Origin of the sequence: Arthrobacter sp. zg-Y820, assembly GCF_030142155.1 — a bacterium.
Taxonomy (GTDB): Bacteria; Actinomycetota; Actinomycetes; order Actinomycetales; family Micrococcaceae; genus Arthrobacter_B.
On sequence record NZ_CP126247.1, the window covers coordinates 3,668,349 to 3,683,847 of the forward strand.

The window sequence follows — 15,499 nt, forward strand, 5'->3', positions numbered from 1 at the left end:
GCAACCCCGGCCGCCGGCACACTGCTGGCCGACACCCTGCTGCCCGGCATCCAGACCGCCCACCGGGCCGTCCTGCAGCACCTGTCCGACCTGCGGCCGGCGGTCGCGTCGGTCGAAGCGCAGGCCCTGCGGCTCACCGGCTGGGGCGTGGAGCTCGCCGGCCGGCTGCTGGCCGGGCAGCGCCTGCTTGCCGCCGGCAACGGCGGGTCGGCGGCGGAGGCCCAGCACCTGACCGCGGAACTGGTGGGCAGGTTCGACGGCGAACGGCGGCCGTTCTCCGCCCTCGCCCTGCATGCCGAAACATCAGCCGTGACCGCGATCGCCAACGACTACGGCTTCGACCAGCTGTACGCCCGGCAGGTCCTGGCCCACGGCCGCCGCGGCGACGTGCTGATCCTGCTCTCCACCAGCGGCCGGAGCCCCAATCTGCTGCGCGCCGCCGAGGCTGCGCGGCACACCGGCATCACCACCTGGGCGCTGACCGGCCGCGGACCGAATCCGCTCAGCGAAGCCTGCGACGACTCAGTCAGCATCGAGGCCCGGGCCGCCAACGCGCAGGAAGCCCATCTGATTGCCCTGCACGCCCTGTGCCGGGCCTTTGACGCCGAGGTTTCCCGCCGCGGCGGAGAGGAGCAGCCGTGAGGATCGTAGTGGTTGGCGACGTCCTGCTGGACACCGACATCACCGGCAGCGCCCAGCGGTTGTCCCCCGACGCGCCGGTTCCGGTGGTGGACGTGGACAGCATCCGCAAGCGCGCCGGCGGAGCGGGCCTGGTGGCCCGGCTCCTGGCCCGCGACGGCCATGCCGTGCGCCTTGTCACTGCCCTGTCCGACGACGGCGCCGCCGCTGACCTGCGCGCCGCCCTCAGCGGCGTCGACGTCGTTGCCGGAGCTTCCGGGGCACCCACTCCGGTCAAGACCCGCATCCGCGCCGGAGCCCAGGCGGTGGTGCGTTTCGACGAGGCCTGCGGACCGCCGCCGGCGCCAGGCGTCACGGACGAGATGCTCTCGGTGCTGTTCGCCGCCGACGCGGTGGTCGTGGCTGATTACGGGCGCGGGCTGACCGCTGATCCCCGCCTGCGCGACGTCTTGGAGACCGTGGCGGCACGGGCGCCGGTGGTCTGGGACCCGCATCCGGCCGGCAGCGACCCGGTGCCCGGCGTGGCCGCCGTGACACCGAACCTGCCCGAAGCCCTGCGCAGCGCCGGCGGAACCGGCAGCGGAACCGGGGGCATTCCTGCGGCCCTGCACGCCGCCGAGCAGCTGCTGGACAGGTGGCAGAGCCGAGCCGTGGTGGTGACCCTCGGCGCCCTGGGAGCCCTGGTGCTGCCCGCCGCCGGCCTGCCGCAGGTGATTCCGGCGCCGGAGGTGTACGCCGGGGACACCTGCGGGGCAGGAGACCGGTTCTCCGCCACCCTGATCCTGGCCCTAGCCCGGGGAACGGCGCTGGAACCGGCCGCGGAACAGGCGGTGCAGGCCGCCGCCGGGTTCCTGGCCGCCGGCGGCGTGGCCGCCCTGCAGCGGGAAAAAGGGCCGGCCCAGCTGCGCAGCAGCAGCCTGGATGCCCTGGCTGCCGCCAAGGCGGTGCAGGAACGCGGCGGAACGGTGGTTGCCACCGGCGGCTGCTTCGACCTGCTCCATGCCGGTCACGCCAGGACCCTGTCAGCGGCCCGCCGACTGGGCGACTGCCTGATCGTGGTCCTGAATTCCGACAGCTCGGTCCGCCGGCTCAAAGGTGAGCAGCGCCCGATCATCGGCCAGGAGGACCGCACCGAGCTGCTGCTGTCCCTGGGCTGCGTGGACGGGGTGCTGGTGTTTGAGGAAGACACCCCGGAAGCGGCACTGGACCGGCTGCGGCCGGATATCTGGGTCAAGGGCGGAGACTACCGCGAGGACCAACTGCCCGAAGCCCGGCTGATCAAGGCGTGGGGCGGCGAAACCGTGACCGTGCCGTATCACCCGGCCCGCTCCACCACAGCCCTGGCCTCGGCCCTGGCCAGGGTCGGCTAAAGCGCATCTCATTCGGTTTGATCCCGGCACATTTGAAGCGCGGGACCCATGATGAAAGGAAAAACGCATGTCACTGCAACTCTCCAACCCCGGACGGGTGCTCGTTACCGGCGGCGGGTCAGGCCTGGGCGCCGCCGTAGTGCAGGCCGTGACCGCGGCCGGCGGAACCGCCGTCGTCCTCGACCGGGACATCAGCACGGTGGGCGCGGCAAAGGCCATCGAGGTGGACGTCGCGGACCGGGCCGCCGTTGAGGCCGCCGTCCGGGACGCTGCGGAATCCCTCGGCGGCCTGGATGCGGTGGTGACCGCCGCCGGCATCGACCGCTGCGGACGCCTCGAGGATGTTGCCGCCGAGGAATGGGAGAAGGTCATCGGCGTGAACCTGCTCGGCACCGTCTCGGTGGTCCGCGCCGCGCTTCCCTATCTGCTGGAAAGCCACGGCCGAGCCGTCACGGTGGCCTCCAGCCTGGGGATCAAAGCCGTCTCGGACGCCACGGCGTACTGCGCCTCGAAGTTCGCCGTGGTGGGTTTCAGCCGCGCGCTGGCCGCAGAAACCCGGGGCCGGATGGGTGTGACCACCATGATCCCCTCCGGCATGAAAACCTCCTTCTTCGACGACCGCACGGAGCAGTACAAGCCGCAGGACGATTCCCGGCTCAATGATCCGCTGCGCGTGGCCGAGGCGATCCTCTTCGCCCTGCACCAGCCGCGCGGATGCGAAATCCGGGAAATGGTCATCTGCCACGAGGAGGAGGACTCCTGGCCCTGACCGCCGGCCCGGCCTAGGTGCAACTCCTAGGCCGGCGGTGCCGTCCGCAGCTCGGCCACGTCGGCGTACACCGCCGCCGCGTCCACCGCGGCCACGAAGGAATCGTCGTGGGCGCAGCGTTCGGCGGTCCAGCCGACCTGGGTGACGTTGATCCCGCAGACCGGACAGGCGGACACCCAGGACATGTGCACCCGGTGCCGGGTGCGGCCCATGGCGCCGGCATTGATCACGTTTCCGAACCAGTAGATGCCCACCGTGGGGGTGCCAACGGCCTGCGCCAGGTGGCGGGGGCCGCTGTCGTTGCCGACCATCACGGTGCTGGCCTTCAGCAGGGCCGCCAGGGTGCCGATGTCCAGTTGTCCGGCCACGGAGGCGACGTCGGTTTCCGGCCCGGATTCGGCCAGGCTCAGCGCGACGATCTGCTCGGCGAGGCGCCGGTCGCCGTCGTCGTCCCCCACCACCAGGACCCGGCAGCCGTCGGCGGCCGCACGCACCGCAACCGCGGCGAAGGCCGACGCCGGCCAGCGGCGCCGCGGATCGGTCGCCCCGGGATGGAGGGTGACCAGGTCCCGGCCGGGCGCCAGGTACGCCTCGGCTTTCTCCTCCTCCACCGGAAGGACTTCCAGCTGCGGCTCCAGCGTGAGCGGAACGGCCCCCGCCAGGCCCGCCACCTCCAGCGCCCGCAGCACCTCATGCTGGTAGTAGATGTAGGGAATGGTGCGTTCCAGGGGTGCGGCGTCGGGCGTCCGGGTGCCAACCGTGTGCGCGGCGCCGAGCTGAAGCAGGAACGGATTGGAGTTGCGGCCGCCGCCGTGGACCTGCACGGCCAGATCGAAGCTGCGGGCCCGCATGGCGGCGTGGAACGCGGCCGCCGCCGCCGGATCGTCGGGGCCGGGTCGTATCCCCGATGCAAAGGGCAGCACTTCCACGCGGTGCACCGGACCGGGCCGGCCCGCCAACAGCGCCGCGTGCAGTGGCGCCCCCAGGAGGGTGATCTCGGCGTCCGGATACGCGGCGGCGAGGGCCTCGATGGCGGGCAGGGCAAACATCAGGTCCCCCAGGCCGCCGCCGCGCAGAACAGCGATCCGGGACACCCCCGGGAACGGCGCCAGGACCGGCCCCACCCCGCGCCGCAGGGCCGGCGCCGCCTCCCTTGCCTGCGCTGCCTCCCCTGCCTGCCCCGGATCGCCTGCCTGCCCGCCGATGTTCCCTGCTGCTGCCATGAACTCTTTCCTTCCGGACCGCTCCGAAGCCGCACCGCCCGGGTCGCCGCGGGGGCTGCACCGCTGCCGGCGCGGGCCGCCGCACGCGTCGGCGGATGTTTGCTGGCCCCACCCTAGGGCCTGGGGGCGCCGATCCCAACCGTTGCGGACGCAGAAAATCTTCCGCTGCCAAACCGTGTAAACCGGCGCCAAACGGGTAGGAAACCTAGACACGAGTTGCCACTCGATTCCGAGGAGTTCCATGTCAGCCAGCGCCGCTTCCGCCTCCGCCTCCGCTGCCGCCGGCTCCCCCATGGGCTCCCCCATGGGCTCCCCCGCCGGCATTCCGGGGGCGGCGTGAACACCGTGGCGGACCTGAGCGGGCTGCGCAGTTTGACCCCCTGGCTGCCCGCCCGGCTGGCAGCTGCGGCGCCGCGGATTGCCGTCATCGGGGACGTCATGCTGGACGGCTGGTGGTCAGGCACGACTGACCGGTTCTGCCGCGAAGCGCCGGCGCCCGTGGTCGACATCGCCCGCCGGGACTATTTCCCGGGCGGTGCCGCCAACACCGCAATGAATCTTCAGGCCCTGGGAGCCCGGGTCCGGCTGGCGGGGCTGGCGGGTGAGGACGACGCCGGCCGGCGGCTGCGCGTCCTGCTGGGGGCGGCAGGCGTGGACCAGCAGCAGTTGCTCGCCCATCCCGCCGCCCGGACGGCCACGAAATTCCGCGTCCTGGCCGGCGAGCAGGTGATGCTGCGGATGGACGACGGCGGCAGCCCGGTTCCGGCCGAGGCTGAGGAGCAGCTGGCCGCCTCGCTGGATGCGTGGCTCAGGGACGCGGACGCCGTGGTGGTGTGCGACTACGGCTCCGGGCTGCTGCACGGCCGGGTGCGCGACGCACTGATTGCTTCCCGCGGCAGCAGGCTCACCGTGGTTGATGCCCACGATCCGGGACTGTGGGCCGGACTGGCCGCCGACCTCGTCACCCCCAATTCGCAGGAAGCGGCACGCCTGCTGGGCGTCAGGCTGCGGCCGGGGACGGACCGCGCCGGGCAGATCGGCGGACTGGGCCCGGACCTGCTGCGCGCTTCGGGTGCCGCCTCCGCCGTCGTCACCCTGGACCGGGAAGGCACCGTACTGTTGACCGCCGACGGCGCAATGCACCGGACCTGGGCCCGCCCTGCCGCCGAGAAGCGGGCCTCCGGCGCCGGAGACACCTTCGTGGCGTGCCTGACCCTCGCCCGGGCCGCCGGGCTGCCGCTGAGCACGGCGGCGGACCTGGCGCAGAACGCCGCCGACGTCGTCGTTCAACGGGCCGGTACCTCCGTCTGCACGGCAGCGGATCTGGAGCTGCACCTGACGGCGCTGGCCGACACGGCGCTGTCGCCCGGGGACCTGGCGGCACGCGTGGCCGCCGACCGGGCCGCGGGGAAGCGGATAGTGCTCACCAACGGGTGCTTCGATGTGCTGCACCGCGGTCATACCCGCTATCTCCAGCAGGCGAAGGCGCTTGGCGACATCCTGGTGGTGGCGCTCAACGGCGATGCCTCGGTGACCCGCCTCAAGGGTCCGGGCCGGCCGATCAATCCCGTGCATGACCGCGCCGGGGTGATTGCGGCCCTGAGCTGTGTTGACTACGTGACCATCTTCGACACCGACACGCCAATACCGCTGATCGAGGCGCTGCGGCCGGACGTCTACGCGAAGGGCGGGGATTACTCCCCCGAGATGCTGCAGGAAACCCGGGTGGTTCGGGCCTGCGGCGGGCAGGTGCGGATTCTGGACTATGTCGCGGACCATTCCACCACCGCCGTCGTGGAGCGGATCCAGGCCGCATCGCTGCGGCCGGGGCCGGCGGAGGGCCGGCAGGCGGAGGGCCGGCAGGCGGAGGGCCGGCGGGAGGACGGCCGGCAGGCTGACGACCGGCAGCCGGCCGGGTCCGGGCCGGAGGATGAGGCCGGGGCGTGAAGCCGCTGCTGCTCCGCGGAGCGGGCGGCTAGGCTGTCGGGTCGGTGGGGCGGCCGCCGTCGGCCGCATCGGGGGCGGCCGCGTTCGCGGCCGGTCCGCCCGCCGCCGGCGCGGGGCCGGCACCGCCGCGGTTGGCGCCGCGGCCCTGGCCGCCGACGCTGCCTGCGCCGCCGGGAATCTTCGCCGAGCTGCGGTTGACGCCGGAGCCCTCGCTGAGGTGGTCCGGGTTGGGCTTTTCCGTCATCAGCAGCAGCGAGCAGATCAGCAGCGAGGCGATGAAGGCAATGCCGGCAGCAATGAAGGCGAGATCCAACCGCAGTTCCTTGTCAACGCCGCCGGTGGCGAAGATCATGGTGGCGACGCCCGCAACCACGGCCAGCACGGCCGAAAAAATGAGCGGGGCCTTCACGGAGTTCCGCTTCTGCGGCCCACCGGATGAGCTGTTCGCCACTGTTTTTCCTCCTGCTGTTGATGAGTGCACCGGTTCTACAGTAGGTAGAACCCGGAGTTGTTCAGTTTACGGGTTTTCCCGGCCTGCCGCTGCCGGATGTGACCGGCCCTGCGACCGGGCGTCCCAGCGGGCTCCCAGTCCGGAGGTGGCCAGGACAACCGCGAGGATGATCGCAGACCCGCCGGAAACTCCCAGCATGGCGTGCGAGCCCAGGTCCATGGCCAGAACCGCGACCAGGATGGCTGCCGTTCCTAGGCTCACCACGCCCGTGATCAGCCAGTCGCGCGCCGGCAGGAACGCTCCGCGGGCCTTGGCCCAGAGGTAGAGTTCCACGGCGCCGCCGATCAGCAGCGCTGCACCTGCCGCCGCGCAGAAGGCCTCCACGGATCGGAGCGCGAGGACGGCGAGGCCGGCCACGGCGTACACCGCTGCCTCAAGCAGCTGCAGGCTGCGGACCTGCGCCAGCCCCTGCCCGCCGGCCAGGCTGGACACCCGCCAGACTGTGACGGCGGTGAGCAGGAGGTACAGTCCGCCGGCGATCGACAGCACGTTCACTCCCGGGGACTGCCAGAAGACGGTCAGAATCCCGAAGGCAGCCGCCGTGACGGAACGCAGGAGGATGGGTACCCACGGGGTGCCGTGGTTCGAATCTCCCACTGCTGAGCCTCCGCTTTCGTCATAACGAATCATCTGGCCGGTTGGCCACCCACCAGCTTAGTCGCTTGCGGTGCCCGGTGCCGCCCCGGTGACCATCCAGGCGTCCTGCCGGATGCGCCAGGTGAGCGTGGCAGCGCGTGCACTCATGTATCCCAAGGCAAAGGCGGCCCACAGCCAGGCGATTCCGCCGGGGCCTTCCAGACCCGCGGCGTGGACCCACCACAGCAGCGGCAGGTACGCCAGCAGGTTCAGCACACCGGTGACGGCAAGGTAGCGGGCATCGCCGGCACCGATGAGGACACCGTCAAGCACGAACACCAGTCCGCAGATCGGCTGGGAGGCGGCCAGCACCCACAGTCCGGCGGTCAGCGCCGCCTGGACCCCGGCGTCGGGCGTAAAAATCCAGCCGGCGAAGGGCGCAGCGGCGGCCAGCAGCAGGCCGGTGACCACGCCGAATCCGACCCCCCAGCGGATCATCCGCCGGGTCAGTTCCCGGGCCAATGACCGGTTGCCCGCCCCCAGCTCCTTGCCGATGAGCGCCTGCGCGGCGATCGCCAGGGCGTCGAGGGCAAAGGCCAGGAAGGTGAAGACCGTCATCACCAGCTGATGGGCGGCCAGGGACTGCGGTCCCTGCGCGGTGGCCACCAACACGGCGGCCAGCACGGCCAGGCGCAGGCTCAGCGTGCGCAGCATCAGCCATGACCCCACATGCGCGGTGGCCAGGATCCCCGCGGGTGATGGCCGCAGGGAGACCCCGGCCTGCCGCGCCATCCGGCCGACCAGCACCAGGTAGACCGCCGCCATGCCCCACTGCGTGATGCTGGTGCCCAGAGCTGACCCGGCCACCGACAGGTCAAAGCCGTAGACCAGCAGGTAGTTCAGGCCAATGTTCACTCCGAAACCGATGCCGGCCACGGCGAGCGGCGTGCGGGTGTCCTGCAGTCCGCGCAGTACGCCGGTGGCGGCAAGCACCACCAGCATGGCGGTCAGCCCGGGCATTGAATACTGCAGATAGTCCACCGCGAACCGGTGCACCTCCCCGGTGGCGCCCAGTGCGGAGGCCAGCCGCGGCGCGGCCAGGATGCCGACGGTGGAAAGCACGACGCCGAGGATCAGTGCCAGCCCCATCCCGTCGCGGCCGGCGGCCACGGCGTCGCGGTGGCGGTCTCCGCCCAGATAGCGTGCCACGGTCCCCGTGGTGGAATACGCCAGGAAAACCATGAGGCCGACGGCGGTCTGCAGCACGGTGGACGCCAGGCCCACCCCGGCGAGCTCGTTGACGCCCAGGTGCCCCACGATGGCGGAATCGGCGATCAGGAACAGCGGTTCGGCGATCAGCGCGCCCAGCGCCGGCACGGCCAGGGCCAGGATGCGCCGGCCCAGGACCGGGTTGGAAGTCTGCGACGAAGAAGTGCCCACGGGAACAGCCTACGGTTTTTTCAGGGCCGGATTGGCCGGCGCCGCCAGGGGCTCGGGGGCGAGCGCCGCCGCAGCCACGGCGGCCGACACGGCCAGCAGCGTTGCCACGAAGGCACTGAGCCCGGACCAGCCCCAGGCCTGGAAGAACAAGCCGCCGGCCCAGCCGAGCACGCTGGAGCCGGCGTAGTAGAACAGGTTGTACAGGGACGAGGCCTGGGCCCGTCCGGAGGTGGCCAGGAAGGGCGTCCAGCCGGAGGCAATGGAGTGAGCGGCGAAGAAGCCGGCGGTGAACACGACCAGGCCGGCGATCACCGCGGGCAGCCAGGCGGCCAGCGTGAGCGCCAATCCGCCGGCCATGACGGCTATCGAGCCCAGCAGGACGGTTTTGCGCCCGCCGTGCCCGGCGAGCCTGCCGGCCAGGGTTCCGGCGGCACGGGAGGACCAGGTGCCGGCCAGATAGGCGAGGAACAGGAAGCTGGCAACACCCTGCGGCAACGAAAACGGTGCCTCACCCAGCCGAAAGCCCAAATAGTTGTAGACCGCGACGAATCCGCCCATCAGCAGGAACCCCTGCAGGTACAGGCTCAGCTGCCGCGGATTGCGCAGATTCAGGAGCAGCCGCCCGCCGAGGCCCGGCCCGGGATCGGTCCGCCGCAGCGGCGAGAATCCCTGCTGCTTCGGTGCGGTGAGCATAAACACCACGGCTGCCACGGCAGCCAGCAGGCTGACGGCGCCGACGCCGACCCGCCAGTTCGCGGCGTCGCTCAGCGGAGCGGCCACGATGCGGCCGGCCAGCCCGCCGATCGTGGTGCCCGACACGTAGCTGCCGGCGGCAACGGCAGCATGCACCCGGGACACCTCTTCGCTCAGGTAAGCCAGGGCGACGGCGGGAATTCCCCCCATCGCCGCACCTTCGGCGAAGCGCAGCACCAGCAGGACGGGCAGGTTGGGGCTGAAGGGCACCACCAGGCCCAGCACGACGGCGGCGAGGATGGCCAGCCGCATCACCGGCAGCCGGCCGAAGCGGTCGGCAGCGGCGGACCACGGGATCACTGCCGCGGCCAGGCCCAGGGTTGCCGCGGAAACCGTGAGGGCTGCGGAAGAGGCGGAGATGTCCAGGTCCGCCGCCAGCCCGGGCAGGACGCCCTGCACCGAATACAGCTGGGCGAAAGTGGCCACGCCTGCCGCGGTCAGGCCGATGAGCACGCCGCGGTAGCCCCGGCTGCCCTTGGCATGCCCCGCCCACGGCTTCCGGCTGCCGTTCACGCTCGTGTTTCCCTGGTCACACTAGAACTCTAGGGCTTTTTCGCCGCCCGCCCCTTCGTCAGCGCTGATCCCGGGCGCCAATTCGGACAACAGGTTCCGGCGTGCCTGCTCCGCCCAGCGGTGCCGCGCAGCGGAGGTGCGAAAGAGCGGCTCCAGGGCCAGCAGCCCGCGGACCACCCGCCCGCGGCCGGCCGCGAAGGCCGCATCGTCCAGGTGCCGATACTCACTCCGCACGTCGGCAAGGTAACGGCGGTAGGCCTCCGGCTCCCGGCCCAGCACCGAGAGGTCGGCGTCGCAGAGCACCTGCCCCGCGAGGTCTCCTGGGGCGGGATCGTGTCCGGCGGTCAGCCGGACCAGTCGTGAGGTTTCACGGATCTCCTGCGCCGGAAGGTTCGCCTCGGCCAGCAGGTCCTCGGCCAGGCGGGCGGACTGTTCCTCGTCGTCAGCGGCGCCCCGGTAGACGGCGTCATGGAACCAGGCGGCCAGGAGGACCGTCCGCGGCTGCCGGCCGCCGCAGAGCAGCTCGGCGGCTTCCAGGACTGCCAGCAGATGGCGGCGGTCGTGGTAGCGGCGGTGCGGTTCGCCCCAGCGGTTCAGCAGCTCCGCCCCCAGCTCACGGCGGCCCGGCAGCAGGGCCTCCCAGCGGGCGAGCAGCGGATGCACCAGGGAGGCGCTGCGCTCCCGGGCCTTGATCCGCAGCCCGCTGCCGATGAGCAGGCGCACCAGGGTGCCGCCGTCGACCTCCACCGCTCCCCGCGCCACCAGGTCGCGGTAGCGGCCGGCCGGCACGTCGTAGTGGTCCAGGTCGAAGGCCCGGACGGCGATGGACGCGTCAGCGGCAAAGCTGTGCAGCTCGGCCAGCGAGGTGTCGGAAACCAAATGGGAGAACAGTGTGTTGTGCGCGGGCCACAGCGGCGGGTCAATGTAAATCACCGGAACGGCCCCTCATGCAAGAAGGACATCCTTCATACCTACCGGACGGAGGGCAGTATTTCCATGCGGGCCCGGCGGCCCGCCCTTGTCCGGGGCCCCGCCGCGTGGTCGAATACTGGCATGAAAAACGGGGACACCGCCGTCCTGACCATCGGCACCAAAAAGGGCCTGTGGCTGGCCACCAGCACCGACCGGCATGCCTGGACAGTGGCCGGCCCGCACTTCCTGATGGACGAAGTCGCCTCGCTGGCGGTTGATACGCGCGGCGGAACACCCCGCATCCTCGCGGGCATCATGAACTGGCACTGGGGGCCGTGCGTCGTCCACTCCGATGACCTCGGCGCAACGTGGAGCGAACCCGAAGACGGTGCCGTCCGGTTCCCGGAGGAGACCGGCGAGGCACTGGCGCGGGTGTGGCAGCTGCAGCCGGACAGCGATGCGCGCCCGGGCGTGGTGTGGGCCGGCGCCGAGCCCATTTCCGTATGGAAGTCCACCGACGGCGGTGAGCACTTCGAGATTAACCAGCCGTTTTGGGATCATCCGCACCGCAGCGAGTGGGGCGCCGGGTTCGGCGGCGCGGCCGCGCACACAGTGCTGCCCAGCCCGGCCGATGACACCGTTCATGTGGCCATCAGCACGGCCGGGGTGTACCGGACGGACGACGGCGGTGCGTCCTGGGTTCCGCGCAACAACGGCATCAGCGCCTATTTCCTGCCGGATCCGAATCCTGAGTTCGGCCAGTGCGTGCACAAGGCGGCCCGCGACGCCGGTGATCCGCAGCGGCTCTACGTGCAGAACCACCACGGCGTGTACCGCTCCGACGACGGCGGGGACTCGTGGATCTCGATTGCCGGCGGGCTGCCGGCCGATTTCGGTTTTGTCATGCTGTCCCATCCCACCCGGCCGGGCGCCATCTGGACCGTGCCGCTGAAGGCCGACGGCGAGCGGATTCCGCCGGACGGCCACCTCGCCGTGTACCGCAGCACCGACGCCGGGGAGAGCTGGACCCGGCTCGACGACGGCTTGCCCGAAACCGACTACAACGCGGTCCTCCGCGACGCCGCAGCCGTGGACACCGCCGAACCCGCCGGAATCTACTTCGGCACGCGCGGCGGCCAGGTGTTCGGCAGCGCGGACGAGGGAGACACCTTCTCGCTCGTGGCCGGCAACCTTCCCGATGTGCTGTGCGTGCGGGCCGGCATCGTGCCGGCAGGATTCGGCGCATGATCCCGGAGCCGGTTCATCTGGTCCTGCCGGCAGGGCTGTTCGCCGCCGCCGGAGGGAACCGAGAGCTGGAGCGGGCCGCCGGGGCCGGACTGACTGCCGCTCAGCTCCTGGACGGCTTGGCGGTTGACTACCCCCGGCTGGAACGCCGGATCCGGGATGAGGCCGGCCGGCTGCGGCGCTACGTGAACGTCTATATCGACGGCGAGGAGCTGCGGGCGCTGGACGGGCTGGCCAGCCCGGTGCGTCCGGGCGCGCAGGTCCTGATCCTGCAATCCGTGGCAGGCGGTTAGCTCACGGCCGGGCCTTGGCTTAACGCAGCAGGCGCCCCGCCTTTCGGCGGAGCGCCTGCTGCTTTTGGGTCCCGCGGTTCCGCGGATCCCCAGCTGTTCTGCCCGGTTGTTAGGCCGGGAGCTGCAGCACCTGGCCGGTGAAGATCAGGTCCGCGTGGATGATGGTGTCGGCGTTGGCGTTGTACAGTGCCGGCCAGCCACCTTCGATACCCAGCTTCTCGGCAATGGCGGAGAGCGTGTCGCCGGACTGGACGGTGTAGGTTTCACCGCTCAGGGCCGGGGCCGGGGTCTGCACCGGAGCCGGTGCAGGGGCCGGAGCCTCAGGCAGGACCTGTACCGGGGTCTGCGGCACTGCGGCCTCCGGTACCACCGGGGTCTCGGGGACGGCGTAGGTCTCCACCGGAACAGTTTCCTGAACCGGCGCCTCGGCGACGTACTCAGTGGTCTGTTCGGGGGCAACATACTGCTGCGTGGTCTGCTCCGGGGCCACGTATTCCGGCGTGGCCGGGGCAACGGCCTGGCTCTCGGTGCTCACCGAACCGGTGGCACCGCCGGACAGACCGAGCTTGGCGGAGCAGGCGGGCCATGCGCCCCAGCCCTGGCCGGCAAGAACACGCTCGGCCACGGCAATCTGCTGTTCCCGGCTAGCGGAGGACGGATCACCGGTGCCGCCGAAGGCAGCCCAGGTGCTCGGCGTGAACTGAAGTCCGCCGGAGAATCCGTTGCCGGTGTTGATGCTCCAGTCACCGCCGCTTTCGCACTGTGCCAGTGCATCCCATGTGCTCGCGTCAGCAGCCTGAGACGGTACTGCGGTCAGGGCGAGGCCTGCACCTGAGATGGCTGCAACAGCGAGTCCCCGGCGCACGTTTCGGCTGATCTTAGACTTGGTCATTAGTAGTGGCTGCTCCCAAGGGCCCACCTGCGTTCCACCCTTCCCAGGGCTTCTCTACGCTGCCGCCAGCCCCATGTGAAAATAGAGGGCATGGATACGGTGCCTGACGAAGTGGCGACATCTGGTGGCTCGAGGCACCGAGCGTGCGGCTGCACCTGGAACGGTGCCAGCCTGATCGCCGGACACCATGGGTCCGACTGCGGTCCGGACCTTTGCCGAACCGTTAACTACCGTAAGACATGTTGGCTCCGAGTCCAACTGATTCCAAAATGGTATCGATCACAGCGGATCGTTATGCTTCTGATACCCGTATCAACACGCGGATCGGGTATGGGACGCCGCGTCAGCTGTGCCGAAGCTCATAGAGCGTGCACCCTTGCGCTGTGGACAGCCAAGGGTCCCGGGTCTAGGGTTTGACCACGTGCTCACCTTCCTCAATGCGTTGAAACGCATTCTTGTCGGGCGTCCCTACGGCAACGAACAGCTCTCGCGCACGCTTCTTCCCAAGCGCATTGCCCTTCCCGTGTATGCATCCGACGCCCTCTCGTCCGCGGCCTACGCCCCGGACGAAATCCTGCTGACCCTGGCCCTGGCCGGAGTAACCGCCGTCACCCTTTCGCCCTGGGTCGGGCTGGCCGTCATCGTGGTCCTCCTGACCGTCGTCGCGTCCTATCGGCAGAACGTGCACGCCTATCCTTCCGGCGGGGGAGACTACGAGATCGCCAACGCCAACCTCGGCAAACCCGCGGGGATGACGGTCGCCTCCGCCCTGCTGGTGGACTACGTGCTCACGGTCGCAGTTTCCATGTCGTCGGCCTCCCACTATCTGGTGACGGCCGCGCCGGCGCTCAACGGGCTTCAGGCTCCGATAGCCGCCGTTGGCGTGGCCACTTTGGTCCTGGTCAACCTGCGCGGCATCCGGGAAGCGGGCACCCTCTTCGCGGTTCCCACCTACCTCTTCATGGCATCGGTGCTGGGCATGTGTGCCTACGGCGCGTTCCAGGCAGCCGCGGGAAACCTGGCCGACGCTCCGTCCGCGGCGTTTGACCTGGTCCCGGAGTCGGGGCTGGACAGCGGACTGGTGGGCCTGGCCGGAGCCTTTCTGCTGCTGAGGGCCTTCTCCTCGGGGGCCGCCGCCCTGACCGGTGTGGAGGCCATCAGCAACGGGGTGCCGAACTTCCGCAAGCCCAAGAGCACCAACGCCGCCACCACCCTGCTCCTGCTGGGCGTGGTGAGTGCGTCCATGCTGGCCGGCATCATGGCGCTGGCCCGCGCCACCGGGGTCCGCGTGGTTCAGGACCCGGCCACCCAGCTGACCCTGAACGGAGCCCCCGTGGGCCCGGATTACGTGCAGCATCCGGTCATCAGCCAACTTGCGGAAAGCGTCTTCGGCGACGGCAGCCTCCCGTTCTACATTGTGGTGGCCGCAACCGGCCTGATCCTGGTGTTCGCCTCGAACACTGCGTTCAACGGCTTTCCGGTGCTGGCCTCGATCCTGGCCAAGGACGGCTTCCTGCCCCGGCAGATGCGCACGCGCGGCGACCGGCTCGCCTTCAGCAACGGCATCATCGCCTTGGGCCTCGCCGCCCTGGTGCTGATCCTCGTTTTCAACGCCGACGTTACCCGGCTGATCCAGCTGTACATTGTCGGCGTGTTCGTCTCGTTTACCGTCAGCCAGCTGGGCATGATCCGGCACTGGACGGCCAAGCTGCGCACCGAACGGAAAAGGGACGCCCGGCGCCGGATGCAGCGCTCCCGGGTGATCAACGCCGTCGGCTTCGGCATGACCGCACTGGTGCTGCTGATTGTCCTGATCACCAAGTTCACCCACGGCGCCTGGATTGCCCTGCTGGCAATGGGCGCACTGTATCTGCTGATGTTCGCCATCCGGACGCACTACGACTCCGTGGCCCGGGAACTCTCGGTGGAGGACAACGTCCAGGGCCTGGCCCTGCCCTCGCGGGTGAACGCCGTCATCCTGGTTTCCAAGGTGCACAAGCCGTCCCTGCGGGCGCTGGCCTACGCCCGGGCTTCGCGGCCGTCCAGCCTGAACGCGATCGTCGTGGACATTGACTCCGAGGACACTGAGCGCGTCCTGGAGGAGTGGGAGCGCCTGCAGATTCCGGTGCCGCTGACGGTCCTGTCCTCCCCGTACCGGGAGACCGTCTCCCCGGTGCTCGCGTACCTGCGCGAGGCGCGGCGGACCGCCCCGCGGGACCTGTTTGTGGTCTACATCCCCGAGTACGTCGTCGGGCGCTGGTGGGAGCAGCTGGTCCACAACCAAACCGCACTGCGGATCAAGGCCCGGCTGCACTTCGAGCCCGGCATCATGGTGGCCAGCGTTCCCTGGCAGCTCGCCTCCAGCCGGGACCGCAACGCCACGCCGACGCCCGGTTCCGGGCTCTAGCGGCGCACG

The 15,499-nt window shown here is 70.5% G+C and carries 14 protein-coding genes; 7 read left to right on the plus strand and 7 right to left on the minus strand.

The genetic code is table 11. The annotated features are described in order from the left end of the window. Positions 1–21: 21 nt before the first annotated feature. The 3 genes from QNO08_RS16865 (at position 22) to QNO08_RS16875 (ending at position 2,778) form a co-directional block, all read left to right on the plus strand. Positions 22–642: a D-sedoheptulose-7-phosphate isomerase gene (locus QNO08_RS16865; protein WP_229966679.1), complete on the plus strand. Its 621-nt coding sequence runs from the start codon at positions 22–24 to the stop codon at positions 640–642. Then, positions 639–2,009, plus strand: coding sequence for a PfkB family carbohydrate kinase (locus QNO08_RS16870; protein ID WP_229966428.1), 1,371 nt, complete (start codon positions 639–641; stop codon positions 2,007–2,009). The genes QNO08_RS16865 and QNO08_RS16870 overlap by 4 nt, the downstream gene beginning before the upstream one ends. Positions 2,010–2,076: 67 nt before the next feature. Further along, positions 2,077–2,778: an SDR family oxidoreductase gene (locus tag QNO08_RS16875; protein WP_229966429.1), complete on the plus strand. Its 702-nt coding sequence runs from the start codon at positions 2,077–2,079 to the stop codon at positions 2,776–2,778. 26 nt (positions 2,779–2,804) lie between these two features. On the opposite strand, the gene QNO08_RS16880 is transcribed toward QNO08_RS16875, so the two are convergent. Then, entirely contained in the window at positions 2,805–4,001 is a 1,197-nt protein-coding gene (locus tag QNO08_RS16880) for a glycosyltransferase family 9 protein (RefSeq protein WP_229966430.1), read from the minus strand. Between the two features lie 345 nt (positions 4,002–4,346). Between QNO08_RS16880 and rfaE2 the strand changes: the two genes are divergently transcribed. Next, positions 4,347–5,948, plus strand: coding sequence for a D-glycero-beta-D-manno-heptose 1-phosphate adenylyltransferase (gene rfaE2 / locus QNO08_RS16885; protein ID WP_442860522.1), 1,602 nt, complete (start codon positions 4,347–4,349; stop codon positions 5,946–5,948). A 28-nt stretch (positions 5,949–5,976) separates the two neighbouring features. Here rfaE2 and QNO08_RS16890 read toward each other — a convergent pair whose 3' ends face one another. From QNO08_RS16890 to QNO08_RS16910, 5 genes are all read right to left on the minus strand, one after another. Further along, the gene (locus QNO08_RS16890) at positions 5,977–6,399 is read right to left on the minus strand and encodes a hypothetical protein (protein WP_229966432.1); all 423 of its coding nucleotides are present in this window, start codon (positions 6,397–6,399) and stop codon (positions 5,977–5,979) included. A gap of 66 nt (positions 6,400–6,465) precedes the next feature. Continuing rightward, positions 6,466–7,056: a hypothetical protein gene (locus QNO08_RS16895; protein WP_229966433.1), complete on the minus strand. Its 591-nt coding sequence runs from the start codon at positions 7,054–7,056 to the stop codon at positions 6,466–6,468. A 57-nt stretch (positions 7,057–7,113) separates the two neighbouring features. Next, positions 7,114–8,475: an MATE family efflux transporter gene (locus QNO08_RS16900; protein WP_229966434.1), complete on the minus strand. Its 1,362-nt coding sequence runs from the start codon at positions 8,473–8,475 to the stop codon at positions 7,114–7,116. Positions 8,476–8,484: 9 nt separating this feature from the next. Beyond that, positions 8,485–9,741: an MFS transporter gene (locus QNO08_RS16905; RefSeq protein WP_229966435.1), complete on the minus strand. Its 1,257-nt coding sequence runs from the start codon at positions 9,739–9,741 to the stop codon at positions 8,485–8,487. Positions 9,742–9,762: 21 nt separating this feature from the next. Then, the gene (locus QNO08_RS16910) at positions 9,763–10,674 is read right to left on the minus strand and encodes a DUF4031 domain-containing protein (protein WP_229966436.1); all 912 of its coding nucleotides are present in this window, start codon (positions 10,672–10,674) and stop codon (positions 9,763–9,765) included. Positions 10,675–10,794: 120 nt separating this feature from the next. On the opposite strand from QNO08_RS16910, the gene QNO08_RS16915 reads away from it, so the two are divergent. Both QNO08_RS16915 and QNO08_RS16920 read left to right on the plus strand, forming a co-directional pair. Then, a complete protein-coding gene (locus QNO08_RS16915; protein WP_229966437.1) occupies positions 10,795–11,901 on the plus strand; it encodes a WD40/YVTN/BNR-like repeat-containing protein in 1,107 nt (368 codons plus the stop codon). Continuing rightward, the gene (locus QNO08_RS16920; RefSeq protein ID WP_229966438.1) at positions 11,898–12,191 is read left to right on the plus strand and encodes a MoaD/ThiS family protein; all 294 of its coding nucleotides are present in this window, start codon (positions 11,898–11,900) and stop codon (positions 12,189–12,191) included. The genes QNO08_RS16915 and QNO08_RS16920 overlap by 4 nt, the downstream gene beginning before the upstream one ends. A 109-nt stretch (positions 12,192–12,300) precedes the next feature. Here QNO08_RS16920 and QNO08_RS16925 read toward each other — a convergent pair whose 3' ends face one another. After that, complete coding sequence (locus tag QNO08_RS16925; RefSeq protein ID WP_229966439.1) at positions 12,301–13,083, minus strand: transglycosylase family protein; 783 nt, start codon at positions 13,081–13,083, stop codon at positions 12,301–12,303. 421 nt (positions 13,084–13,504) lie between these two features. On the opposite strand from QNO08_RS16925, the gene QNO08_RS16930 reads away from it, so the two are divergent. Then, a complete protein-coding gene (locus QNO08_RS16930; protein WP_229966440.1) occupies positions 13,505–15,490 on the plus strand; it encodes an APC family permease in 1,986 nt (661 codons plus the stop codon). The last annotated feature ends 9 nt before the right edge of the window (positions 15,491–15,499 follow it).

What these genes read in the sequence shown, in the direction of transcription:
- QNO08_RS16875 (WP_229966429.1), top strand. Translation starts at nt 2,077, where the DNA reads ATGTCACTGCAACTCTCCAACCCCGGACGGGTGCTCGTTACCGGCGGC.
- QNO08_RS16880 (WP_229966430.1), bottom strand. Translation starts at nt 4,001, where the DNA reads ATGGCAGCAGCAGGGAACATCGGCGGGCAGGCAGGCGATCCGGGGCAG.
- QNO08_RS16915 (WP_229966437.1), top strand. Translation starts at nt 10,795, where the DNA reads ATGAAAAACGGGGACACCGCCGTCCTGACCATCGGCACCAAAAAGGGC.
- QNO08_RS16920 (WP_229966438.1), top strand. Translation starts at nt 11,898, where the DNA reads ATGATCCCGGAGCCGGTTCATCTGGTCCTGCCGGCAGGGCTGTTCGCC.
- QNO08_RS16925 (WP_229966439.1), bottom strand. Translation starts at nt 13,083, where the DNA reads ATGACCAAGTCTAAGATCAGCCGAAACGTGCGCCGGGGACTCGCTGTT.